The sequence below is a fragment of the Luteibacter sp. OK325 genome (assembly GCF_003050935.1).
Lineage (GTDB): Bacteria > Pseudomonadota > Gammaproteobacteria > Xanthomonadales > Rhodanobacteraceae > Luteibacter.
Genome location: NZ_QAOX01000002.1, coordinates 679,733 through 705,659 on the forward strand (window position 1 = coordinate 679,733; position 25,927 = coordinate 705,659).

The following is a 25,927-nucleotide window of genomic DNA, read 5'->3' on the forward strand; positions in this document are numbered from 1 at the left end:
CGCGCTGGCGAGCCGGTGCCGGGTTACATCATGTCCCGGGGGACATCAGAACGTTCCGCGCAGGCCCACCGTGTAGACGGTGCCGTCCGCCTCGGCATACAGGAAGCGATTCTTGTACACGGAGTAGTCGTAGAGATGCTCGTGCGTCAGGTTGGTACCGGAGACAAACACCGACACGTGCTTGTTCAACGCGTAGCTCGCGCTCAGGTCGACCTGGCCATAAGCGCTACGCGTGGCCGGCTGGGCGCCTGAACCGTAAGCGAGGCTCTCCAGGTACTTACCACGCCAGTTGTACGCGACGCGCACCTGCACCGGACCCTTTTCGTAGTACACGCTCGCGTTGGCCGAGTCGCCAATACCGGGAACGGCGAACTTGCCCGATGCCGCGATGACGCCCGGACTCAGCGCAGTGCTGCTCTTTACGTGCGTGTAGTTAAGGGCCATGCCCAGGCCGTTGAAGGGTTCGGGCAACAGATGCGTGAACTGATAGTTGAAGGTGATCTCTTCGCCGTAGATGTTCGACGAGTTGAGGTTGATCGGTTGCGTAAGCGACCAGATGAACGGAGCCCCGGTATTCGCGTTCGTGAGGAACGGCACCGGCGTGCTTACCAGCGTGCTGAAGTTACTGACCTTCTTGTAGAACCCTTCCAGGGCGATGTAGCTGGCATCGTCGATGTACCACTCCAGGCCCATGTCGTAGTTGCGCGAGGTGTACGGCTGGAGCTGCGGGTTACCCTGCGAGATGGTCAGCGAGTTCGGGCGCGTGCCAAAGCTCTTGTTGTAGTACAGGTTGCTCAGTGCGGGCGGCGTCAGTGTCTTGGACAGCGAGAAGCGGTAGATCAGGTTGTCCAGCAGGTTCCACTTCAGGTTCATCGACGGCAGCCACTTGTGGTAGCCACCCTTCGCCGACTGCGGCGCCAGCGGGCCGTAGGTCACCTGGCCATTGCTGGTGTCGTTCGGGTCCACGTAGTACGCGATCGGCGGCTGGTTGACCGCCGTGGACGTCGAGACGATGTTGAGATAACGCACGCCCACGTCGATAGCCCAGGGCATGTTCCACGCCGTGCCTTCGAAGACGGCCTTGGTGAAGAACGACTTCTCCTTCTCGCCCACGTTGTTGTAGCTACCCGGGTTGGGAATGGCGTCCAGGGTGCCGCCATTAGCCGCCAGGCCAGCAAGCAGCGCCTCGCGCTTGTCATCGGGGAGCTGGTTATACGCGGCCGGCGAGGCCAGCCAGCTCAGATAGGCCCGCGGGTCGTACTGAATCCACTGCGACGGCAGACCGGGCGACGAAACACCCTTGATCTTCGACGGCGCATTGAAGACGTACGCGCCGATGGCGTCCGGCGGAACGGGAATGGTATAGCCACAATACGCGTTGCAAAGGATGCCGTTCGGCGTGCCGAAGCTGACCGACTTCACCCATTCGTTGGTGTACTGGACACCGGCCTCGAGCCGCGTGAGCACGCCGTCGTTGAAAGCTTTGTCCAGCTTGAACTGGTAGTTTTCGACCTTGTTGGTCACGTTGTTGCCGGAGCCCGCGTTGCAGCAATGCGCCGCGAGGTTGTCCATGTTGGTGGACGAGAGGATGTTCGAGGAGGTCGGCGGCTGGTTGTCGCCGTTATTGGTCCAGGTTGGGTTGGTACCGAAGTTCTTCGCGCCGACCACGAGGAAATAGCCGTCGGCGCTCTGCTTGTTCCAGGCCTTGGAGTTGGACACGTCAAGGCTGAGCTTGGTCGAATCATCGATGTCGAAGCCGAGGTTCAATCCGTTCTGGTAGCTCTTTTCGTAGCTGGGCGCATACGACGCGACATAGTCGTTCGCCATGACGTTCGGACCGGAGCTGTTACGTACATAGCTCAGTGCGGTGCCGTTGGCGTCCGTCGTCAGCGACTGGATATCCGAGGTGTTTCCGTACTGACCGAACTCGTGCTCGATCGGGTCGACCTTGTAGCTCGAGTACAAGGTGTCGAACGCGACAGTGAGCTGGTCCGTCGGCTTCCAGTCCATGGCGCCGCTGAAGCCCTTGCGGGTACGTGTCTCATCCAACACGTTGCTTGCCAGGGTTTCCGGGAGCGCCACGTTCGTATACGTAGGGTTGGCAGCGCCCGGCACCGTGTAGATGTCCTGGTTGGCATACCAGGAATTGGCCTGCGTATTGAGCTGGGTATCCTTCCGCTTGTAGTAGGAGGCCGAAGCCATCCAGCCGAAGGTGTGGTCCTTGTTCGTCCAGCCGAACAGGCCCGAGGCCTTCGGCGTGGTCTTGCCCTTCCAGTCACCCGTCAGGTTGCTGTTGATGCCCGCCCCACTCCACGCCCCGTGATACCCATTGAAATCCAGCGGCCGCGCGGTCTGGATGTCCACCACGCCACCGATGTCGACCTCGGAGATATCCGCGGAAGAGGTCTTGTTGACCTGGGCGACACTGATGATTTCAGACGGTAGTACATCGAAGTTGAAGGCACGCGAACCGGAGGCGGTAGCCATCGGCCGGCCGTTGATGGTGACGGCGACGAATTCGGGACCGAAGCCGCGCACGGCGATCTGGCTGGACTCACCGCCACTGCGGTTCACCGATACGCCAGGAACTCGCTGGAGCGCGTCGGCCACATTGGGGTCGGGAAACTTGCCCGCTTCTTCCGCTGAAATGGAGTCGACGACGTTGACCGAGTCCTGCTTGATCGCCTGCGCGCGCTGGAGCGCCGCCAGCTGGCCGGTGACAGCCACACCTTCAAGCTCGGTTACTTTCTTCTCGTCGTTCTTGCCCTTGGCAGGCTTGGCCGCCTTATCAGGCGTCGCCGCTGATTGCGCTTCTGCCGGAGCCGCCCCTGGTCCTTGCGCTGCTGCTGGTGCTGTCTGTGCATACCCTGGTGCGCCGTAACCGACCATCCAGGCGACACCCGTTGCCACAAGCGACCGCCGCACGGCGACCGCCAATTTCGTTAGCTGCATGGCTACCCTCCCCCACTCTGTGGAATATCCCCGTCCAACGAGCACATACAGCTTGCCGTCCCACGCCCACCAGCACCGTTACCCACAACGACACCACGAAGGCTCGACATCCCAGTCACCCCTACCCCTGAAAGACCGGCCCGCTGCTACCGTCTATTTGTAGTATTTAATGATTATGCCTAGCTTCACCCGCGCAACAAGCTGCGGCGCAGCATGAAAAAGTCCGGTATCCAGGCGGCCGAAGAATTCTTGACATCGCGGCCTGAGCCGGTCTAGGTTCATTTGTCCTACAAATGGATTTCCCGGTGCAGCTGCACCTAAAGGGGCGTTGATGACTACCGAAGATCAGCAGACTTACCTCGATCAAGCGCCTTCCGAACCGATGGATCGGCGCCGATTCCTGAGAATGACCGGCGCGATGGCCGCGGTGTTGCCATGGATTGGCCTGCCGAGGTTTGCCGAAAGTCATCCCGTGCAGCGCCCCGCTGGGCCCATGCCGGCATCGGAAGCAAGGCATACCCTTTGGTACAAGACGCCTGCACCCGAGTCGAACGTGCTGCGCGAAGGCTTGCCTATCGGTAACGGACGCCTGGGTGCACTGGTCGGAGGCGACCCCGCGTCGAGTTTCCTCTATCTCACTGATGCCTCCATGTGGCTGGGCAAGCGTGATGTAGTTCTCGGAAACGACGGACAGTTTGAATACACCACCGGGTACTTCGGTAGCCTGGTGATGTTGGCCAAGTTGTATCTGTCGGTGGAAGGCCATGAGGCCGCAAATATCACCGGGTATCGTCGCGAGCTGGATCTGGACCAGGGAACCATCCGCGTTTCGTATCGGAAAGATGGTGTCGCGTATACGTGTGAAGTCTTCGCCAGCCACCCTGATGACATGATCGCCGTCCGTCTATCGCAGGCAGGCGGCGGCCTATATAACGGTTCGGTTCAGTTGCGTGGCATGCATGGCGAGACCTCTCGCGCACAGACCGACCATGGGGCGACCGACAGCGCAGCCAGCCATTTCGAAGGTGTCCTGGACAATGGCCTCAGGTATGCGGCGAACGTCATGGCCGTTGCGACGGCCGGGACCGTAAAGGCAGACGTAAAAGGACTCCACTTTACGAACTGCAGTGCGCTTACCGTCATATTCTGCGGTGGCACCAACTACACGCCCGACCTGGCGAAGAACTACATGGATGCGTCGCTCGATCCATTGAAGCTATCGATACAGAAAACAAAAGCCGCCGCCCTGCAGACGCCGGCCGTGTTGTTGCATACGCATGTAGCCGACTACCGTGCCTTGTTCGACACGATGCGTGTCGACCTCGGTGCATCGACGAAAGCACAGCGCGAAATGGACACGTGGACACGCCTGCAGGCGCGGGCAACTGCCGACTCCCCTGCGGATCCGGAACTGGAGGCGTCCTATCTGCAGTTCGGGCGCTATCTGACGATCGCCGGTTCACGTGATAGCTTGCCGACCGGCTTGCAAGGCCTCTGGCTGAGCGACAACTCCCCTCCCTGGATGGCTGACTATCACAGCGACATCAATATCCAGATGAACTACTGGCTGCCCGATCGCGCCGGCCTGCCTTCCTGCTTCGATGCCTTGACCGACTACTGCCTCAGCCAGGTGGAATCCTGGACAGCCATTACGCAGAAGTACTACAACGATCCACGCAACGGGTATCGCAATAGTTCGGGCAAGATCGCCGGCTGGACCATGGGCATTTCCACCAATATCTACGGCGGCGGGGGTTGGCGATGGCACCCGGCCGGGAATGCGTGGCTGTGCAATAGCCTATGGCAGCACTATCAATACAACCTGGATCGCAGCTACCTCGCGCGCATCTATCCCTTCTTCAAGGGCGCTTGCGAGTTCTGGGAATCCCGGTTGATCAGCGTGAGCGTGAAAGACCCGGCGACCGGCCTTGCACGCGATGTCCTTATCGACGACGCGGACTGGTCGCCAGAGCACGGCCCGACCAGCGCCAAGGGCAACACGTATTCGCAGGAGTTGGTCTGGGACCTGTTCGAGAATTATCGCCAGGCGAGCTCGCTACTGGGCAAGGACGCGGACTATGCCGCGTCCATAACGACGCTGCAGGCGCGGCTCTACCTGCCCCAGGTCAGCAGCAAGACCGGCTGGCTGGAAGAATGGATGACGCCGGACGACCTGGGTGAACCGCAGCACCGGCACTTGTCTCCGCTGATCGGCTTTTTCCCCGGCGATCGCATTCGGACCGACGACAGCCCGCCTGCGCTGATCGAAGGAGTTACCCGGCTGCTCGAGGCACGAGGCACGGGCAGCTACGGCTGGGCTGGTGCCTGGCGTGCGATCTGCTGGGCACGCCTCAGGCAAGCTGAGAAGGCCTATCGGCTGTTGCTCACCAACCTGTTGCCATCGAAGAACCATAGCAACGGCACCGCGCAGAATTTCTTCGATGTGTACAACATCGACGCCGATACCGATTGCTTTCAGATCGACGCCAACTTCGGCACGCCCACGGCCATGCTCGAGATGCTGATGTCGTCACGGCCCGGCATGATCGAGCTGTTGCCGGCGTTGCCCAAGGCATGGGCGGCATCGGGCAGCGTGACGGGCATCGGTGCGCGCGGTGGTTTCCGGGTCGACCTGTCCTGGAGAAGCGGCAAACTCGCATCCGTCACGGTGCGAAGCATCGGCGGCGAACAGACACGCCTGAAATGGGGCGCATGGACGAAGACGATTACGCTCCGCCCAGGCACATCGATCACCATCGACCCTCACGCGGCCTGATCGCTCGCAATGAAAGGGCACGTCCGCTGCCGTTGCAGGAGCCGCTTCAGCGGCGAATCCTCAGCGCAGCTATAGCGACGCGAGGCCGAAGGCGAGCCCGCCCCGGAACATGCGATGAAGCTATTTTTCGAGCCGGAACACATACGCATACCGCCCCACCGGCTTCACCGGCAATGTCAGACGCAAACCATCCATCTCCTGCGCCCACGGCACGGTCTTACCGTCGGCTAGCATCGTGACCTTGCGCACGCGATCGTCCGCTGTCACCGAACGAATCTTCAGCGTGCCATCGCTCGGCCAGCCTAGCGCGATCGCATACAGGACGCCGTCGCGTGTCGTGAACCGGATGTCCTGCGCGGTGAATGGCTGGCTCTTCCCTTCCTGCATCGTGCCCGCAACGTTATGCGTCGGACCCTCGCCGAACACCCGCCATGGCCTGGACGCATAAATGGCCTCGCCATTGATCTTGAGCCAACCGCCGATAGCGAGCAGCGTCGTACGCTCTTCGTCGGTAATCGAACCGTCGGCGCGGGGTCCGATATTGAGCAGCAGGTTTCCATTCTTGCTGACAACATCCGCCAGCGTATGGATCACGGTCTCGGGCGACTTGTAGGTGTCGCCTTTGACATAGCTCCACGAGCCGTTGCCCAGCGATGTATCGGTCTGCCAGTGGGAGGGATGGATACCGTCTAGCTGGCCGCGCTCCACGTCCAGCGTGCCGGCGCCCTCGGGAAAGGCGCCCAGCTTGTAGTCGACCACGACACCGCCGCGTTTCGCCCCTTCGTTGTAGTAGTAAGCAAGCACCGGCGGCAACGCATTACGGAAGGAAGGGTGCCCGATCCACCAGTCGAAATAGATCAGGTCGGGGTGATAGCGCTCGACGATTTCCGCGGTGCGAGCCGTCCAGTCGTCCAGCCACGCCTGCGATACGTACGTCCAGTCGGCTGCCAGGTCGAGGTCGCCGCGCGTGGCGACGTGCGCATGGGCCGGACCATAAAATGCGGCATAGCGCGGGTCGTTCACGTCCGAAGCGATCGTCCGGCCGTTATCGAAGAACCAGTCGTGCTCCGCGCGGTGCGAGGACAGCCCCAGGTGCATGCCCTCGGCGCGGATGGCAGCGGCCAGCTCACCGACGATGTCGCGATGCGGCCCCATCTTCTTTGCCGTCCAATCCGATAACTGGCTGTCGTACATCGCAAATCCATCGTGATGCTCGGCCACCGGCACGACGTAACGCGCACCGGCCTCGCGGAACAGCGTGGCCCAGGCGCGCGCATCGAAGCGCGGCGCCTTGAACAACGGGATCAGGTCCTTGTAACCAAAGCGGTCCTGTGTCCCGTATGTCGCGATGTGGTGCGCGAACTCCGGCGTCCCCGGCTTGTACATGTTGCGCGAGTACCACTCGTTGCCGAACTCGGGAACCGTATAGATGCCCCAGTGGATGAAGATGCCGAACTTCGCATCCTCGTACCACGTCGGTGCGCGATAGCCCTGCAGCGAGGCCCAGTCCGCGCGGAAAGGCCCCTGGGTGGCGCCTTCGGCCACGCGCCCCAGCAAGCGATGACGTTCCGCGTCGAACGCCTTACCCGACTCATGCCAGACCTGGTCGATGGTTTCCGCACTGTTGGTGCCGGCGGTCGGCGCCGCGACCTGCGCATGCGATGCACAGGAGGCAAACAAGGCAGCCGCCAGGAACCCGCGCAGGAAACCGGTGACCGAATCAGGCATGCGCATGCTGTATTTCTCCCCACCCGCGCCCCCGCGCGGTCGTGGGGTTGGAAACTACAGGCAAGAGGGTAGCGAATGTACGTTTGCGGCAAACGCAAACGAATAAACGTCAATCCCGAGAGCAATTTCGTAATTGTGCGCAAGAACGCATCCCCCCAGCATGCAGCCCAGTCGCATGCCGCCCGTCGAAGAGGGGCGACGGTCTGCGATCCGGGGCCATGGCGTCGGGAGCTCAGTGAGGACACCGGTTGGGTACTGGATGTCCGTTGGGGAGCCCACCGCTTTCAGGTAAAGGGTTTCGCCGCGCGCAAATAAGGCGCGCGGGTGGGTCACTGTGGCAAACATCCGGCGAGCACAGCCTCCCGGAACGAAGAACACATTTCGGGGAGAGTCAAAAGAATGAATCACCGGTCCGTACAGACCAGGGGTCAGCGCGCCGACCAGCGCCTGACCATCGCCCGCTTGTCCGCGGGTATCGCTATTGCCATCGCCTTGATGCATGCGCCCGTGCACGCACAGGATGCTTCGCCCGCCAAGCCGGCTACGGAGCCGAAGAAGACCGAGGGGCAAAAGAAGGCCGAGGCGAACAAGCAGGTCGATCCTACCGCCACCGAGTTGGGCGGGATCACCGTGACCGGCGTGCGCGCCAGTCTCGAGTCGGCGGCACAGATCAAGCAGAACGCGGACCAGATCGTCGATTCGATCGTGGCCGAAGACATCGGCAAGCTGCCTGACAGTAATGTCGCCGAGGCGCTCCAGCGTATTTCGGGCATCCAGATCGACCGCAACTACGGCGAAGGCAGCAGCATCGCCATTCGCGGCCTGACCCAGGTACGCACCGAGGTCAACGGCCGTGACGCGTTCACCGCCAATGGCGGTCGCGCACTGAGTTTCGAGGACGTACCGTCGGAACTGCTCGCCGGCATCGACGTCTACAAGAACCCCTCGGCGGAAATTATCGAGGGGGGTCTGGGCGGCACGGTGAACCTGCGCACGCACAAGCCCTTCGATTTCGACGGCCGCAAGATCGCCGTCACCGGCGAATATGACTACGCCGACCTGGCCAGCAAGGGCAATCCGTCCGCCTCCGGCCTCTTCAGCAACCGCTGGAATACCGATATCGGCGAATTCGGCGTGCTGCTCGACGTCGCCTACCAGAAGCATGCGTTCCGCCAGGATGTCGTTTCGACCGAACCGTTCTACCAGGTCAATGAAGGCACCGGCGGCCCGGACACGATCTATCCGGGCTACGAAGGCAAGACCCTCAACGTGCCACACGGTGGCGGCGTTGGCGAAACCAATGGCGACCGCAAGCGCCTGGGCACCGCGCTGGCATTGCAGTGGCGCCCGAACGGCGACTCCGAGGTGTACCTGCAAGGGCTGCGCTCGGACTATAAGTTCCAGTGGAAGGACTATTCGGTTTTCGGATACAGCAGCGCGAACGGCATGGTTCCCCAGCCCGGCGCACCCTTCCAGTTCGGTCCCAACGGCGACTTCCAGAGCGGCACGTTCAGCGGTACGACCGACGCCGCGAGCGGCGCGTATACCCCCGGCATCCCGGTCGACTCCAACTCCAGCCTGGCGACCCGTCACTCCAAGACCACCGACATATCCTGGGGCGGTTCGTGGAATGCGACGAACTCGCTCACGCTGAGCACGGACTTCCAGTACATCAAGGCCACCACGGACCAGCTTCGTTACATCCTCAACGCGCACACCACGGCACCGTCGATGTTCCAGGACATCTCCGGCGGCGTTCCGATCCTTACCGTCCCACAGGGCTCGCTCACCGACCCCTCGACCCAGCAGATGGGCTTCGCGCTGGACGATCGGGACAAGAGCAAGGGCCGCGAGTTCGCGTGGCGCGCCGATGCCGAGTACACCCTCGACAGCGACTTCTTCCAGTCCGTGAAGTTCGGCGTACGCACCACGGACCGCAAGGCCGACACGGAAACGACCGGCTACCGCTTCAGCTACCTCGGCAGGGACCTTTCGTCGCTTCCGTCGTCGGACTGGATCATCAATTCGTATGACGATTTCTTCCGTGGCAAAGCGAATACCTTCGGTGAAACCATCGCGCCGAACCCAGCCCTGCTATCGGACTATCCGGGCTCGCTCACGGCACTCGGCATCACCGATCCACTGACCTACAACGCGTTCCTGGCCAACCACCAGACCGAGAAGACTTACGCGGGCTACGGCGTGCTTCGCTTCGGCTGGCGCATGTGGGACATTCCGGTCGACGGCAACATCGGCATGCGCGGCGTTCGTACCAAGGTGGGGACCTCGGGCTTCATGTCCAATCCCGACGGTAGCGGCACGTACTCGCCGCTCGACGTCAGCAGCACGTACAACTCGTACCTGCCCAGCCTGAACCTCAATATCCACCTGACCGACACGCTGCAGTGGCGCTTCGCGGCATCGAAGGCGCTGACCCGTCCGAACTTCGACCAGCTCAACCCGACGCTTTCGCTGTCCACGCCGGATGCGAGCGGTGCCAACGCCCTCACCGGCTCCGCGGGCAATCCCAACCTCCAGCCGATGAAGGCCAAGCAGTACGACACGTCGCTGGAGTGGTATTACAACCCCACCAGCATGCTGTATGGCGCGCTGTTCTATAAGAGCGTCGATGGTTTCATTGCCAACGGCGTCTTCAACGAAACCTATAACGGACAGGTCTACCAGGTCACGCGCCCGGTGAACGGCGATAACGGCGTGATCAAGGGCGCCGAGGCCGGTTACCAGACCTTCTTCGATTTCCTGCCCGATCCCTTCAACGGCCTGGGTGTGCAGGCGAACTACACCTATGTGTACAGCAAGGCTCCGAGCCCGAGCGCGACCGATACCTCCGGCCGTCCCTTGCAGGTTCCCCTGGAAGGCCTGTCTAAGAACAGCTACAACCTCATCCTGATGTACGAGAAAGGCCCGATTTCCACGCGTATCGCGTACAACTGGCGTAGCCAGTGGGTGGAAACGACAGCCGGCAACGGCACGGGCAACCTGCCTATCTACGACAAGTCGTTCGGCCAGGTGGATGCATCGGTTACCTACCATGTCACCGATGCGTTCTCGCTCACCGGTGCCGCAGTGAACCTGACCAACACGAAGCGAGCGACCATCTTCGGTCTGGATACGCGTCCGCGCGATGTGCAGATCAACGATCGTCTGTTCAGTCTGAAGGCACAGTTCACATTCTGACCATGCAAGACCCGACAGCCCGCTCTGAGCGGGCTGTCGGCATGCTATAGCTTTCGGGGAGAAGGATGGGCAGCTACCGATACAGGCGGTCATGGGGGAGCGCGTTGCTGACAATCGGGGCCGGACTTCTGTCGGGCGGCCTGCTCGCCGCAACCGCCGCGCGCGACGCCATTCCCTACACATGGAACAGCGTGCGTATCGGTGGCGGTGGCTACGTCAGCGGCCTTTCCTGCCACCCGCATGTGCAGGGCCTGTGCTATGCGCGCACCGATGTCGGCGGCGCATACCGATGGGACGCGACAGCCAAACGCTGGATACCGCTCACCGACTGGATCGATGCGGACGATTTCAACCTGGCAGGCATCGACAGCCTCGCACTCGATCCCTCCGACCCCGAGCGGCTCTACCTGGCCGCCGGCACTTACACGACGGAGAAGGTCGGCAACGGCGCGATCCTCCGTTCCGACGATCGCGGGGCGACGTTCCAGCGCACCGATCTGCCTTTCAAGCTCGGTGGTAACGAACTGGGGCGAGGCAACGGCGAACGCTTGTCCGTGAATCCCGCCGATGGCCACCAGCTCATGTTCGGCTCCCGCGGAGCCGGTCTGTGGCGCAGCGACGACCGCGGCGCCACCTGGGCGCACGTCGACAGCTTTCCCGCCGTCGCCACGGCCCTGTCGTCCACGGCGGCGAATAGCTGGCGCCGGCAATCCATCGGCATCGTTTTTACCGTCTACGACACGGCGACCATCTATGCCGGTGTGTCGACACGCGAAACCTCCGTGTTCGAATCCCGCGACGGCGGAAAGGCATGGAAACCCGTCCCAGGACAGCCGACCGGCCTGCGCCCGACCCATATGCGTGCCGACGGTCGCGGCGGCTGGTACCTGACCTATGGGGATGAACCCGGTCCGGACAGCATGAACGACGGCGCGATATGGCATTACCAGCCGTCGAATCACGCCTGGACGGATGTGACGCCGATTCCGCGCGATGACAAGCCCAGCGGTTTCGGCTGGGGAGATATCGCTGTCGACATGAAGAACCCTGCCCGTTTGCTGGCGAGCACGCATGCCCACTACAAGCCGGCCAACGACCTGTTGTTTCGAAGCACCGATGCCGGCAAGCACTGGACGGAGGTGTTCGCCCGCTCCGACTTCGAACACGACACCGCTACCTGGACCCGCGATCACGTGCCGCATTGGATGACCACGGTCGTCATCGACCCGTTCGACAGTGATCACGCGATGTTCGTCACCGGCTACGGTATCTGGGCCTCGCGAAACCTGCAGGCCTTTGACAGTGGGGCGCGGGTGTCATGGTGGTTCCAGGACGAAGGTCTCGAGGAAACCGTACCGCTCGGACTGGTGAGTCCCGCCAAAGGTCCGCCACTCATCAGCGCCGTAGGCGACCTTGACGGGTTTCGTCATGACGACTTGACCCGTGCGCCGCTGCAGCTCGCCGGTCCGCCGCGCTACATGAACTCCGAAAGCATCGATGTCGCGGGCCAGGCACAAGACATCGTCGTTCGCGCAGGACGCATCCGCGGAACGCCCACGGCGGTGCGTGCGGCTTACTCCACGGATGGCGGTCAGTCGTGGCAAGCCTTCGCCAGCGAACCCGCGGACGGCGACGGCGCAGGAAGCATCGCCGTCGCCGCCGACGGTGCCTCCGTTCTATGGATCCCCAAACAGGCGAACGCCGCGTGGTTGACCGTCGACCACGGGGTGCACTGGACGCGGGTCGCCGGTGTACCGGCAAGCTCACGCGTTTTTGCCGACCGCGTCGATCCGAAACGCCTCTACGCATGGTCGGCGACGGACAGCCAGCTCTACATCAGCCGCGATGGGGGCCGTCGGTTTACGGCCCTTACCGGCAGCCTCGCCGCCGCAGTGGTGGGCGAAGCCGGCGAGGCATTCGCTGCACCGGGCAGAGCCGGTGACCTGTGGTTCGCCAGCCCGGCTCATGGACTCATTCACGGGAACAGTGACGGCCGACTGATCGGCCGTGCTCCGCATATCGATGTCGCCGACTCGCTGGGTTTCGGCAAGCCGGCATCTGGAAGCACCACGCCCACGTTGTTCGTCGCCGGTAAGCGCGAAGGAAAACGCGGTCTCTATCGCTCGACCGACAACGGTGCGAGCTGGGTAAGACTCAATGACGACGCACACCAGTTTGGACGCATTGGCCACGTCACCGGCGATCCGCGCCTCTTCGGACGCGTGTACTTCGCCACGGGAGGCCGGGGAATCTTCTATGGCGATGAACGCAACTAATCGAAGGCTCGCGCCGCTTGCCGGGGCGTGCCTGCTGTTCTGCCTGCCCATGGTCGCCCATGCGCAGCTCGACCTCCCACTGGTCTACACCAACGGTGCCGTTCTTCAACGCGACCAGCCCATGCATGTCCTGGGCTGGTCGACGCCCGGATCGACCGTGCGTGCCACCTTCGACGGAAAATCGGCCAGGGCGAACGCAGGGTCCGACGGTCACTTCGACATCGCCCTCCCCGCGCACAAGGCCGGCGGCCCGTACGTCCTCACCGTCGACAACGGCAAGGAGCACCGCGATATAAGCGACGTTCTCGTCGGCGACGTCTGGCTCTGCTCCGGTCAGTCGAACATGGAATTCATGGTGTTGCAGACACGCGATGCAACCCGTGAAATCGCCAACGGCACCGACCCCGCCATCCGCCACTTCAAGATCCCCAATTCATGGGCGGCCACGCCCGACGAGCATCTTGCCGGCGGCGAGTGGGCTGCCGCGTCACCCGCGACCGTCGGCAGGTTTTCCGCCGCATGCTGGTTCTTCGCACGCGAGATGAAGGCGAAGAGCGGCGTGGCGCAAGGCCTGATCAACAGCACCTGGGGCGGAAGCCGCATCGAAGCGTGGATGAACGCGTCTAGCGCGGGGGTTCGCGCCGAGGATGTCGCCGCGCACATGAAGCAGATGGACGCCGACGAACAGGTCAAGACGGACGAAACGCGCCAACACCTCGCTCGCTGGGACCAGACCACACCGCCTGGCGGAACGACGTGGGCTTTGCCCGATCTGGACACGAAAGACTGGGTGCCAATTAACGTCCCCGGCTACTGGGAAGACCAGGGCTATTACGGCATGGACGGCACGGCGTGGTATCGCACCACGTTCACGCTGTCGGCACGGCAGGCGGCCAAAGGCATCACGCTCGGTCTCGGCACGATCGACGATTCCGACACCAGCTTCGTCAATGGAACGCAGGTCGGCGCAACGCAGGCCCGATGGAACGATATACGTGCCTATCGCGTCGCACCCGGGAATCTCCATGCGGGGACGAACACGATTGCCGTCAAGGTCGAGGACCTCGCAAACAACGGTGGCATCTACGGCGATGCAAACCTGCTTTACATCCAGACATACGACGGTGAAAAGCACCCGCTGAAAGGACCGTGGCTGTTCCACCCGGATGCCGTCACGGTAACCGCCACCACAGGACGAAACGAGCTCGCAACGCTGCTCTACAACAAGATGATCCACCCGATCGTCGGCTACCCGCTGCGCGGCGTGCTCTGGTACCAGGGTGAAGCGAACGCCAATCCACGTGAGGCGCTCGCTTACCGTGAACAGTTCGCGGGCCTGATCCGCCAGTGGCGAGGCGAGTGGAAGCAACCCGCCCTGCCCTTCGTCTGGGTGCAGCTGGCCAACTGGATTTCCGGCATCGACACCGCCGATGAGAGCCCGTGGGCCGAACTGCGCGAATCGCAATCGGCGAACCTGGCGCTACCGGCGACCGCTGAGGCCGTCATCATCGACATCGGCAATCCGAAAGACATCCACCCGACGAACAAGCAGGATGTCGGGCATCGACTTGCGCTCGCCATGCGCCATGCAGCGTTCGGCGACACCGCTACGTGGTCGGGTCCGCGCTATCGCAATCTGAAGATCGACGGCGCGAACGCCATCGTGGGTTTCGACCTGTATGGCGGGCAGCTCGCCGTCCGCGGCGGTGGCCTTCCCGAAGGTTTCGAGGTCGCGGGTGACGACCAGCACTTCCACCCTGCCACGGCACGCATCGAAGGCAGCAGCATCGTCGTTTCCAATGCCGAGGTCGGCCATCCGGTCGCCGTACGTTACGGCTGGAGCGACAACCCCGAACACGCCAACGTGACGAATGAGCAAGGCCTGCCCGCCTCGCCATTCCGTACGGAAGGCGCGATCCAACGGAGTACCCCATGAAACGAAGCACACTGACCAGCGCGCTGCTGATTTCACTGGCGACCTGCGCCACCAGCTGGGCCAGCGACACGCCGCGCGTGGTGAGCGAACAAGGACGCCATGCGCTGATGGTCGACGGCAAACCGTTCCTCGTCCTCGGTGCACAGGTGAACAACTCAAGCGCATGGCCCGCGATGATGGGCAAAGTCTGGCCTGCGATCGAGCAACTGCATGCCAATACCGTGCAGGTTCCCATCGCATGGGAGCAGATCGAGCCGACCGAAGGCCGTTACGACTTCAGCTTCCTCGACACCCTGGTTAACCAGGCACGCGAGCACAACGTTCGCCTCGTGTTGCTGTGGTTCGCCACGTGGAAGAACAACGGTCCGAACTACGCACCCGCCTGGGTGAAGCTCGATAACAGCCGTTTCCCGCGCGTGATCAATCGCGATGGCAAGACCCTGGGATCGCTATCACCCCATGCTCCCGCCACGCTGGACGCCGACCGCACGGCCTTCGTCGAGTTGATGAAGCACCTGCGCGATATCGACGGCGACCGCCACACCGTCATCATGATGCAGGTGGAGAACGAATCGGGTACCTACGGTACCGACCGCGACCACTCACCGACGGCCGACAAGCTCTTCGCAGGCGCGGTGCCCGATGCCCTGCTGAAGCGCGACGGAAAGAAGCCCGGCACCTGGCAGCAGGTTTACGGTGCCGATGCGGCAGAGTTCTTCCACGCCTGGTCGGTCGCCCACTACATCGAGCAGGTCGCCCATGCAGGCAAGGCGGTGTACGAACTTCCCATGTACGCCAACGCGGCCCTGCGCGATCCGTTCAAACCCGGGCCGCCGGGTGGCTACTCCAGCGGCGGTCCCACCGACAACGTGCTCGATGTGTGGAAGACGGCGGCACCCTCGCTCGACCTGCTGGCTCCGGATATCTACATGCCGGACTACGAACGCTATACCGCCGTGCTCGATCGCTACGCCCGTCCGGATAATGCCCTGTTCGTCGCCGAAACCGGCAATGCGAAGCCGTATGCGCGCTATGTGTTCGCCGCGCTGGGCGAGCGGGCCATCGGCTTCTCGCCATTCGGCATGGACTTCACCGGCTACTCGAACTACCCGCTCGGCGCCCGCAAGGTCGACAGCGAGACGATCGACGCCTTCGCCGACAACTACAAGCTGATCGAACCCCTGGCCGGCGTACTCGCCGAGCTGTCCTGGCAGGGCAAGGTCTGGGGCGTGGCCGAACCGGTCGACCGGCACACCCAGGATATCGACCTGGGCGCCTGGTCAGCACACATCGGCTACGGCCAGCCGCAGTTCGGTGTCGATCCGGCGCCCGGCAATGCCGAACCCGTCGGCGGCGTGCTGATCGGCCAGATCGGCAAGGACGAGTACCTCGTCACCGGCCGCCAGGCCCGCGTGAACTTCGGCAACGGCAAAGCCGACGCGCGGCGCAACTTCATGCTTGCGCGCGTCGAGGAAGGCCATTACGAGAACGGCCGCTGGGTGTTTGATCGCCTGTGGAACGGCGACCAGACCGACTACGGCCTCAACTTCACCGACGTGCCGCAGGTGCTGCACGTCAAGCTCGCTACGTTCTGAAGGAAGGCACGATGCTGAAGAAAGCACTTACCGTCGCGTTACTGACGGGACTCGCCGCGGGTTCGGCGGTCGCACAGATCGCCTCCGTCGACGACACAGCGGTGGATCGGCGTGTCGACGCCATGCTCGGCAAACTGACTCTCGAACAGAAGGTATCCCTGCTCGGCGGCGTGGAGAATTTCTATGTCCGTCCGGTTCCCGAGATCGGCCTGGCGAAGCTCACCATGTCCGACGGCCCGTTCGGCGTTCGCGCGCCCGGCCCATCGACGGCTTATGCCGCGGGAATCGGCCTTGCCGCGAGCTTCGATCCTGAACTGGCCCAGCGCGTCGGCACGGCCATGGGCCGCGATGCGCGCGCCCGCGGTGTGAACTTCCTGCTCGGCCCTGGCGTGAACCTCTATCGGGCGCCGCAGAACGGCCGCAACATGGAGTACTACGGCGAAGATCCACTGCTGGCTGGCAGGATCGCCGTCGGGCTGATCAAAGGTGTACAGGGCGAAGGCGTCGTCGCCACCGTGAAGCATTTCGCGGCGAACAACTCCGAGTACGACCGCCGCCACCTCGACACCGTCATCGACGAGCGCACCCTGCGCGAACTCTACCTTCCCGCGTTCGAGATGGCCGTCAAGGAAGGCCACGTCGGCGCGGTGATGACCAGCTACAACCTCGTCAACGGCAATTATCTCTCCGAAAACAAACCCATCAGCCACGACATCCTCAAGGGCGAATGGGGTTTCCGCGGCATGCTGATTTCCGACTGGGAGGCAACCCACGACGGCATCAAGGCGTTCCAGGCCGGGCTCGATCTGGAGATGCCGGCCGCCACGGCGATGAAACCGGAGACGATACTTCCGGCGCTGCGTGACGGCCGCCTGACCGAAGCCGCCCTGGACGACAAAGTCCGCCGCATCCTGCGCACCGCCGCGCGCTTCGGCTTCCTCGACCGGGACCAGAAAGACAGCACGCTGCCCCTGTTCGACCCACAGAACAACAAAGCCGCGCTGGACTCCGCGCGCGAAGCACTCGTTCTTCTCAAGAACGACAAGGTCCTTCCGCTCGACGCAAACACCATCCACACGATCGCCGTCATCGGACCGGCCGCCCATCCGGGCAGCGCCAGCGCGGGCGGCAGCTCGCATATCGACACCTTTCGTACGCAGAGCATCCTGACCGGCCTGACCGATCGCCTGGGCGGCAAGGTTCGCGTGCTCTACGCCCGGGGCCTGCCCTCCCCCGAGCAGGTCTTCAAGCAGGAAGCCTTCGTCACCACGAACGGCACGCCCGGATTGAAACGCGAGACCTTCGCCAACGCCAACTTCGACGGCAAGCCCACGGCCAGCGATGTGGACGGCAAGATCGACCAGTGGAAGCCGGAACTGTGGACCACGCCCGCCGTCGACCGGACCAGCATCCGTTGGAGCGGCCGTTTCGTACCGAAGACGTCCGGCCGCTTTCTGTTCCTGTCCGCCGCCGCGAGCAAGGACACGTACACCCTGTTTATCGACGGCAAGCCTGTCACGACGCAGCCGGAGCGTGAGGGCCAGGCGCCGCTGTACGCGACGGTCGAGCTTCAGGCAGGCAAGGCCGTCGACATTCGCCTCGATTACAAGCCGGACGTCAGCTATAGCCGCATGGGCCTGGGCGTGGTGTCGCTCGACGAGCTGATCTCCGCCGATGCACGCAAGATTGCCGCATCGGCCGACGCCGCCGTCGTGGCTGTCGGTTTCGATCCCACCTCGGAAAGCGAAGCTTACGATCGCACCTTCGATCTGCCGTGGGGCCAGGAAGCCCTGATCGAAGCGGTGGCCAAGGCCAATCCCAGAACGGTCGTTACCGTCACGTCCGGTGGCGCGTATGCCACGGACCGCTGGCTCGCCAAGGTCCCCGTGCTGTTGCAGAACTGGTACCCCGGCCAGGAAGGCGGGCAGGCTATCGCGGAAGTCCTTTTCGGCGATCGCGCGCCCGAAGGCAAGCTACCCATCAGTTTCGAACATCGCTTCGCCGATAACCCGGTCCACGACTTCTATGACGCGCCCGCCCATCCTGCTGGCACCAACCCCACCGTCAAGTACGGTGAAAGCGTGTTCCTCGGTTATCGCTGGTATACGAGCAATCCAGGCAAGGCGCAGCCGCTTTATGCCTTCGGCTACGGCCTGACCTATACGAGCTTCCGTTTCGCCAACCTGACGCTGTCCGCGACGCAGGCCCATGCGGGCGACAGCATCACGGTCGATGTCGATGTCACCAACACCGGTTCACGCGATGGCGCGGACGTGGTGCAGGTCTACGTCGGCGATCCGTCGGCGAAGGTCGCCCGTCCGGCGAAGGAGCTCAAGGGGTTCGAGAAAGTACGACTGGCTCCCGGCCAGACGCGACATGTCTCGCTCACCCTCGACCGCCGCGCCTTCGCTTACTACGACGTAAAACGCCACGACTGGCAGATCGACACCGGCCGCTTCAAGGTCTATGTCGGCGACGCCTCTGACCATACGCCGCTCGCGGCTGACCTTACGCTCGGAAACTGATCATGAAGCCAACCAGCCTCGTTACCCTGCTCCTTACACCGCTCGCCGCTGCACTGCTCGCCAGTTGCGCGTCGTCGCCATCGGCCCAGGCCACGCCGCCGGCCAGCCACGTGACGCGCATCGCGGACGGTGCCGTCGTTGCTGTCGATCACTCGACACAGAAGGTACGCCTGCAACTCGTATCGCCGAAGATCGTGCATGTCACGGTCGCGCCGGACGGCAACTTCAACCTGCCCGCTAGCCTGATGGCGGTCAGGACGGGCGGCGATGGATCGTTCTCGCTCGATGAGTCCGGTGCCGAGGTCGTCCTGAAGACACCGGCCCTCGAAGCCCATGTCTCCACCAACGATGGCACTGTCCGCTTTACCGATGCACAGGGAAAAGCGATCCTTGCCGAACGCAGCGGCGGCCGCAGCTTTACGGCGACGACTGTCGAAGGCAAACCGTTCGTCGCGGTTCGCCAGCGTTTCGAATCACCCGACGACGAAGCGTTCTACGGCCTGGGTCAACACCAGAACCGCCAGATGAACTACAAAGGCGAGGATGTCGAACTCGCCCAGCACAATATGGACGTCGGCGTGCCGTTCGTCGTCTCCACGCGCAATTACGGATTGCTATGGGACAACAACTCGATCACGCGTTTCGGTGATCCGCGCGAGTACCCGCTGGCCGGCCAGACGCTGAAGTTCTACGACGCCGATGGCAAGGAAGGTGGCCTGACCGCCCGTTACTACGCCGGTAAAACACTCAAGGCGACGCGCGTCGAGCACGAGGTCAACTACGCCTACATCAAGGACCTGACGACCTGGCCGGCCGAGCCGACGGCAAAGAAAACCGATCGGGTGGTCTGGGAAGGTTCGATCGAAACCTCGTCCTCGGGTGAGCAGAAGTTCCGGTTGTACTCGTCCAGCTATGCGAAGGTCACCATCGACGGCAAGGTGGTCTACGACGACTGGCGCCAGAACTGGAACCCCTGGTATCACAACATCCGCTTGCCGATGGACGCCGGCACGAAGCACACGATCAAGATCGAGTGGAAACCAAACGAAGGCTATATCGCGCTCTACCATCTCGACCCACAGCCTGCCGCGGAGCAGCGCGATCTCTCCCTGTATTCGGAGGTGGGTCACGCGGTCGATTACTACTTCGTTTCCGGCTCGAATCTCGACGACGTCGTTTCCGGCTACCGCACCGTTACTGGCAAGGCACCGGTGCTGCCGCGCTGGGCCTACGGTTTCTGGCAGAGCCGCGAGCGCTACAAGACGCAGAAGGAAATCGTCGACACCGCGACCCAGTACCGAAAGCGTGGCCTGCCGCTGGACAACGTCGTCGAGGACTGGAGCTACTGGCCCGAGAACGCGTGGGGCTCGCACGAGTTCGACGCCACGCGCTTTCCCGATCCGAAGGGCATGATGAAACAACTGCACGACATGCACGTGCAGCTGATGATTTCCGTATGGCCGAAGTTCTATCCGGAAACGAAGAACTACAAGGAACTGGACGCCAAGGGTTACATCTACCGCCGCAACGTCGAAAAGGGCGAGCGCGACTGGATCGGCAAGGGCTACCTCAACTCCATCTACGACCCGTACGCGAAGGAAGCGCGAGACATCTACTGGCGGCAGATCCAGGAGAACCTCGGCGTGCTCGGCATCGATGGGTGGTGGCTCGACGCCTCCGAGCCCGACATTCATTCGAACCTCGATATCGCCGAGCGCAAGCTACGCATGGGCCCGACGGCTCAAGGCCCGGGTGCCGCGTTCTTCAACTCCTTCCCGCTGATGCATACGACAGGCGTCTATGAGGGCCAGCGTGCCAGTGCGCCGGATCGGCGCGTCTTCATCCTCACGCGTTCGTCGTTCGCCGGTCAGCAGCGCAATGCTGCCGCCACATGGAGTGGCGACGTCGCATCGCGCTGGAGCAACCTGCACGACCAGATATCGGCGGGCGTGAACTTCTCGCTCGCGGGCATTCCGAACTGGACGACCGATATCGGTGGCTTCGCGCTGGAACCGCGCTACGAGAAGCCCGGTGCGGCCGACCTGAAAGAATGGCGCGAGCTCAATCTTCGCTGGTTCCAGTTCGGCACGTTCACTCCCCTGTTCCGCTCGCACGGCCAGTTCCCGTATCGCGAGATTTTCAATCTCGCGCCGAAGGGTTCGGACGTCTACGAGTCCCTCGCGTGGTATGACCGCCTCCGTTATCGCCTGATGCCGTACATCTACACCCTCGCCGGCGATACCTGGCAGAACGACGGCACCATCATGCGTGGCCTGGTGATGGACTTCCCGAACGACACCAGGGTGCGCACCATCGACGACGAGTTCATGTTCGGTCCGGCCTTCCTGGTCGCCCCGGTGCACGAATACGGTGCGCGCAGCCGCACGGTCTATCTGCCTGCCGGCTCGGACTGGTACGACTTCCAGACAGGCAAGCGCCATGCCGGTGGCACGACCATCGACGCCGACGCACCACTCAACCGCATGCCGCTGTTCGTTCGCGCCGGCGCCATTGTTCCGGTTGGCCCGGCGATCCAGTACACCGGGCAGAAGCCCGATGCGCCGATCACGGTTTATATCTACCCCGGCCACGACGGCAGCTTCTCGCTCTACGAGGATGAAGGAACCAATTACGGCTACGAGAAAGGCGCCTCCAGCCGCATTCCCATGACGTACGACGATGCGACGCATACGCTCCACCTGGGCGAACGCCAGGGCAGCTTCCCCGGCATGGTGGAGAAGCGTCGGTTCCGCGTGCGTCAGCTTGCGGAGAAGGCGCGGCCCGGCGTGGATTTCGAAGCAAGGGCCGACAAGGAAGTGGACTACACGGGACAGGCGGTGACGATCCAGCTTTAACCCTTCCCTGAGTCACTTCTTGGCGAGCCGGCCTTCGGGCCGGCTTTTTTTTGCTCGTGTAGGAGCCGGCCATGCCGGCGATGGCCCATGTGGGAGCCGGCTATGCCGGCGATGGACTCTCCCGCTAAACCGCTCCGTTGGCTTTCGCCGATGAATCGGCTCCTACAGGGGCGTTGCCCGGTCCTAAGCGGCGGTCGATTCGTCAGGCCCGCCATTTCACGCGGTGACGACATGCCTACCAGCTTCATCGGTGCATCCCCCTGCCCGGCTATCTGGCTACCCAAGGAGCCTGACGATGATGCTTCGTCCCACCCTTTTGGCTCTCGCAGCTACTGTCATGACGTTGCCGGCCGTGGCCAGGGACATCACGCTGCTCAACGTGTCCTACGATCCCACGCGCGAGCTCTATAAAGCGGTGAACACGGCCTTCGTGACTGAGTGGAAGGCAAAGCACGGCGACACCGTCACCATCCAGATGTCCCATGGCGGCTCCGGCAAGCAGGCGCGTGCGGTCGTCGACGGATTACCCGCCGATGTCGTGACGCTCGCCCTCGCCTATGACATCGACGCCGTGGCCGACCGTGGCCTGCTGGGCAAGGACTGGCAAACACGCTTGCCGGAAAATGCCTCGCCCTATACGTCGACCATCGTCTTCCTCGTCCGCAAGGGCAACCCGAAGAACATTCGCGACTGGGGTGACCTGGTCAAGAACGGGGTCCAGGTCGTCACCCCCAATCCCAAGACATCCGGCGGCGCCCGCTGGAACTTCCTTGCCGCCTGGGGCTACGCGCTCAAGCTACCCGGTGGCAACGACGACAAAGCCAGGGCCTTCGTCAAGACACTCTTCCAGCACGTGCCGGTGCTCGATACGGGAGCACGGGGTGCCACGACAACGTTTACCCAGCGCGGCATCGGTGACGTGCTTGTCGCCTGGGAAAACGAGGCGCTGCTGGCGAAGAAGGAAGCCGGTGGCGAACAGTTCGACATCGTCATCCCGTCCATCACGATCCTTGCCGAGCCACCGGTGGCTGTCGTCGACAAGAACGCGGCCGAACGCGGCACACGCGAGGTCGCGGATGCCTACCTCAAATTCCTGTACTCGCCCCAGGCCCAGGACATCGAAGCACGCAACTTCTACCGCCCACGCTCGCCCGAGGTGGCCGCGAAGTACGCCGCGCAGTTCCCGCAGGTGAAGACCTTCACCCTGGCTGAGGTGTTCGGCGACTGGCGCAAGGCCCAGGCGAAGTTCTTTGCCGATGGCGCCATCTTCGACCAGATCGGCCCGGGCAACTGACCATGCGCCGAAGGGTCCTGCCCGGCTTCGGATTGAGCCTCGGGTTTGCAGTCACCTACCTTGGCCTCATTGTGCTGCTGCCGCTCGCGGCCCTGGCATGGAAGGCATCGGATGTCGGTTTGGCCGGCATCCTGAAGTTGCTCGCATCGCCCCGCACGCTGGCGGCGCTCAAGTTGAGTTTCGGTGGTGCGCTGTTGGCCGCCGGCCTCAATGTCGTGGTCGGCCTGATGGTGACATGGGCGCTCGTCCGCTATCGCTTCCCCGGCCGGCGAATACTGGACGCTCTTATCGACCTGCCATTCGCGCTGCCCACCGCCGTGGCCGGCATTGCGCTGACAGCCATCTATGCGCCTAACGGCTGGTTCGGTCGCTGGCTGGTCCCGCTGGGCATCCAGGTCGCTTACACGCCGCTTGGCGTGCTTCTCGCGATGGTATTCGTCGGTTTCCCCTTTGTCGTGCGCACGCTCCAACCGGTGTTGCAGTCGCTGGAACGGGAAGTGGAAGACGCCGCCGAGACCCTCGGGGCGACCGGTCTGCAGACCTTCCTCAGGGTGGTTCTGCCCACGCTGGTGCCGACCCTGCTGACCGGCTTTGCCCTGGCGCTGGCCCGGGCCGTGGGCGAGTACGGCTCGGTGATCTTCATTGCCGGCAATATCCCCCTGCGCTCGGAAATCGCACCCCTGCTCATCGTCCAACGCCTCGATGAATTCGACTACGCCACGGCGGCGGCCCTGGGCGTGGTCATGCTGACGTTTTCGCTTGTTCTCCTCGTCCTGGTTTCCGCGCTGCAGCGTTGGACCCGGCGATGGGCGGAGCAGTCCGCATGACGGCGGGACGCCCCGGGCGGCCGGCAAGTGCCATGCGACGTCTTGGCCGGGCGTCGATCATCGTGGCCTCCATACTCTTTCTCTGTCTCTTCCTCGTGGTGCCGCTGGCTTCCGTGTTTGTCGAGGCGTTCCGCCAGGGAGCCCACGCTTTCGTTGAGAGCATCGACCAGCCCGAGGCGATGGCTGCCATCCGGCTGACCTTGCTGGTGGCGGTCATCACCGTGCCGCTCAACGTGGTATTCGGGCTCGCCGCCGCATGGGCCATGACCCGGTTCCAATTCCGGGGGAAGGCATTGCTCGGTGCGCTCATCGACTTGCCGCTGTCGGTATCACCGGTGGTCTCTGGCCTGCTGTACGTCCTTATGTTCGGCGCGCAGGGCTGGTTCGGGCCCTGGTTGGCGACGCATGGAGTGAAGATTATCTTCGCCGTTCCCGGCCTCGTTCTCGCCACGATCTTCATCACGCTGCCCTTCGTCGCGCGCGAACTGATACCTCTGATGCAGGCCCAGGGAAGCGAAGAGGAAGAAGTCGCACGCGTGCTCGGCGCAAGCGGCCTGCAGACGTTTTTCCGGGTGACGCTTCCCAATATCCGTTGGGCCCTGCTCTACGGTGTATTGCTCTGTAACGCACGCGCCATGGGCGAGTTCGGTGCGGTGTCCGTCGTTTCCGGACACATTCGCGGGCTCACAACCACCATGCCGCTGGAAGTGGAGATGCGCTACAACGAGTACAACTACGTCGGCGCCTTCGCCATCGCTTCGTTGCTTGCCCTGTTGGCCCTTCTTACCCTGGCGCTGAAATCCGCCCTGGAATGGCGTTATCAAGCCGCTGAGAATCATCGATGACACTCGCTCTCAAACGGCTGAGCCGCCACTTTCCCGACATCGCCGCGCTCGACGACGTGAGTCTCGACATTGCCCCGGGAGAATTCGTCGCGCTCGTCGGGCCCTCCGGGTCGGGCAAGACGACCTTGTTGCGTATCCTCGCCGGGCTCGACTATCCCGATGAAGGGAGCGTCACCCAGAACGGGCAGGACTTCCTGGCCGCCAGTGCAAGGGAACGCAATGTGGGCCTCGTGTTCCAGCACTATGCGTTGTTCGGTCACCTGACCGTGCGCGAGAACGTGGCCTTCGGTCTGCGTGTGCGGCCCAGGCGTCGCCGCCCTTCACGTGACCAGATCCGCGTGCGCGTCGACGAGTTGTTGAAGCGCGTGCAGCTGGCGGAACTGGGCAACCGCTATCCGAGCCAGCTCTCCGGTGGCCAGCGCCAGCGCGTCGCCCTCGCACGTGCATTGGCCGTCGAGCCTGACGTCTTGCTGCTCGACGAGCCCTTCGGTGCACTCGATGCACAGGTACGCACCGCCCTGCGCCGTTGGCTGCGTGAGCTGCACGAGGAGCTCGGCCTGACCACCGTGTTCGTGACCCACGACCAGGAGGAAGCGCTCGAGCTTGCCGATCGCATCGTGGTCATGAACAAGGGTCGCATCGAGCAGGTGGGTCGACCACACGAGGTCTACAAGGATCCGGAGACGCCCTTCGTCTGTGAATTCATCGGCCGGACGAACCGCATTGCGCTGGAGCGGCGAGCGAACACGTGGGGCGCGGGAAGTTGGTCGCTTCCGGCAGGCGCGTCGGGCGGGCTGTTTCACTCCGCCGTGGGTTACGTCAGGCCGGAGCATCTGTCCCTGTCGGTACCAGAAGGTCAGCCGGCTTGGGAGGCGCGACTGCGGCACGTCTATCTCGCGGGAAGCATCGCGCATCTGGACATCTACGTGGCGGACATCGATCAGACCCTTGAAGTCGACGTGGCCAGTGAGGATCTGGGTCGAGGGGCGCTCACGCCCGGGGCCGTCTTGCGCGTCGCGCCGACGAGGCTGGTCACCTTCCCGCTCGGTGACGGCCCCGCCGGCGCGCCCGTTCTCGGCGAGCGCTGGATCATGCGTGGTCCGAATTCCACGTCATAACC

Annotated in this window: 13 protein-coding genes; 11 read left to right on the forward strand and 2 right to left on the reverse strand. The window is 63.1% G+C overall.

Annotated elements, in window-relative coordinates; all coding sequences use genetic code 11:
• Positions 1–45: 45 nt before the first annotated feature.
• Positions 46–2,952, reverse strand: coding sequence for a TonB-dependent receptor (locus C8J98_RS06855; protein WP_107912284.1), 2,907 nt, complete (start codon positions 2,950–2,952; stop codon positions 46–48).
• A 331-nt stretch (positions 2,953–3,283) separates the two neighbouring features.
• Here C8J98_RS06855 and C8J98_RS06860 point away from each other — a divergent pair, with 331 nt between their 5' ends.
• On the forward strand, positions 3,284–5,728 hold the full coding sequence (locus tag C8J98_RS06860; protein WP_233260143.1) for a glycoside hydrolase N-terminal domain-containing protein: 2,445 nt from the start codon (positions 3,284–3,286) through the stop codon (positions 5,726–5,728).
• 120 nt (positions 5,729–5,848) lie between these two features.
• Here the strand turns inward: C8J98_RS06860 and C8J98_RS06865 are convergent, their stop codons facing one another.
• Positions 5,849–7,462 carry an alpha-L-fucosidase gene (locus C8J98_RS06865; protein WP_233260144.1) on the reverse strand — a complete coding sequence of 538 codons (1,614 nt, stop codon included), beginning with the start codon at positions 7,460–7,462 and terminating at the stop codon, positions 5,849–5,851.
• Positions 7,463–7,855: 393 nt separating this feature from the next.
• On the opposite strand from C8J98_RS06865, the gene C8J98_RS06870 reads away from it, so the two are divergent.
• The 10 genes from C8J98_RS06870 to C8J98_RS22560 all read left to right on the forward strand — a co-directional run bounded on the left by C8J98_RS06870 (position 7,856) and on the right by C8J98_RS22560 (position 25,925).
• Positions 7,856–10,654 (forward strand): TonB-dependent receptor, encoded by a 2,799-nt coding sequence (locus tag C8J98_RS06870; RefSeq protein WP_107912286.1) that lies wholly within the window; start codon positions 7,856–7,858, stop codon positions 10,652–10,654.
• A 104-nt stretch (positions 10,655–10,758) separates the two neighbouring features.
• Positions 10,759–12,930, forward strand: coding sequence for a cellulase (locus tag C8J98_RS06875; RefSeq protein ID WP_233260145.1), 2,172 nt, complete (start codon positions 10,759–10,761; stop codon positions 12,928–12,930).
• Positions 12,917–14,866: a sialate O-acetylesterase gene (locus C8J98_RS06880; RefSeq protein ID WP_233260146.1), complete on the forward strand. Its 1,950-nt coding sequence runs from the start codon at positions 12,917–12,919 to the stop codon at positions 14,864–14,866. Before C8J98_RS06875 ends, C8J98_RS06880 begins: the two co-directional genes overlap by 14 nt.
• Positions 14,867–14,973: 107 nt before the next feature.
• Positions 14,974–16,461 (forward strand): DUF5597 domain-containing protein, encoded by a 1,488-nt coding sequence (locus tag C8J98_RS06885; RefSeq protein WP_233260161.1) that lies wholly within the window; start codon positions 14,974–14,976, stop codon positions 16,459–16,461.
• Positions 16,462–16,472: 11 nt separating this feature from the next.
• Entirely contained in the window at positions 16,473–18,986 is a 2,514-nt protein-coding gene (locus C8J98_RS06890) for a glycoside hydrolase family 3 C-terminal domain-containing protein (protein ID WP_107912292.1), read from the forward strand.
• Between the two features lie 2 nt (positions 18,987–18,988).
• Positions 18,989–21,841, forward strand: coding sequence for a TIM-barrel domain-containing protein (locus C8J98_RS06895; RefSeq protein WP_107912293.1), 2,853 nt, complete (start codon positions 18,989–18,991; stop codon positions 21,839–21,841).
• Between the two features lie 298 nt (positions 21,842–22,139).
• Complete coding sequence (locus C8J98_RS06900; RefSeq protein ID WP_107912650.1) at positions 22,140–23,135, forward strand: sulfate ABC transporter substrate-binding protein; 996 nt, start codon at positions 22,140–22,142, stop codon at positions 23,133–23,135.
• Positions 23,132–23,962, forward strand: coding sequence for a sulfate ABC transporter permease subunit CysT (gene cysT, locus C8J98_RS06905; RefSeq protein WP_233260162.1), 831 nt, complete (start codon positions 23,132–23,134; stop codon positions 23,960–23,962). The genes C8J98_RS06900 and cysT overlap by 4 nt, the downstream gene beginning before the upstream one ends.
• A gap of 32 nt (positions 23,963–23,994) precedes the next feature.
• A complete protein-coding gene (gene cysW / locus C8J98_RS06910) occupies positions 23,995–24,807 on the forward strand; it encodes a sulfate ABC transporter permease subunit CysW (protein WP_304598379.1) in 813 nt (270 codons plus the stop codon).
• Positions 24,804–25,925, forward strand: a complete 1,122-nt coding sequence (locus C8J98_RS22560) for a TOBE-like domain-containing protein (protein ID WP_107912298.1) — start codon at positions 24,804–24,806, stop codon at positions 25,923–25,925. Before cysW ends, C8J98_RS22560 begins: the two co-directional genes overlap by 4 nt.
• Positions 25,926–25,927: the final 2 nt, after the last annotated feature.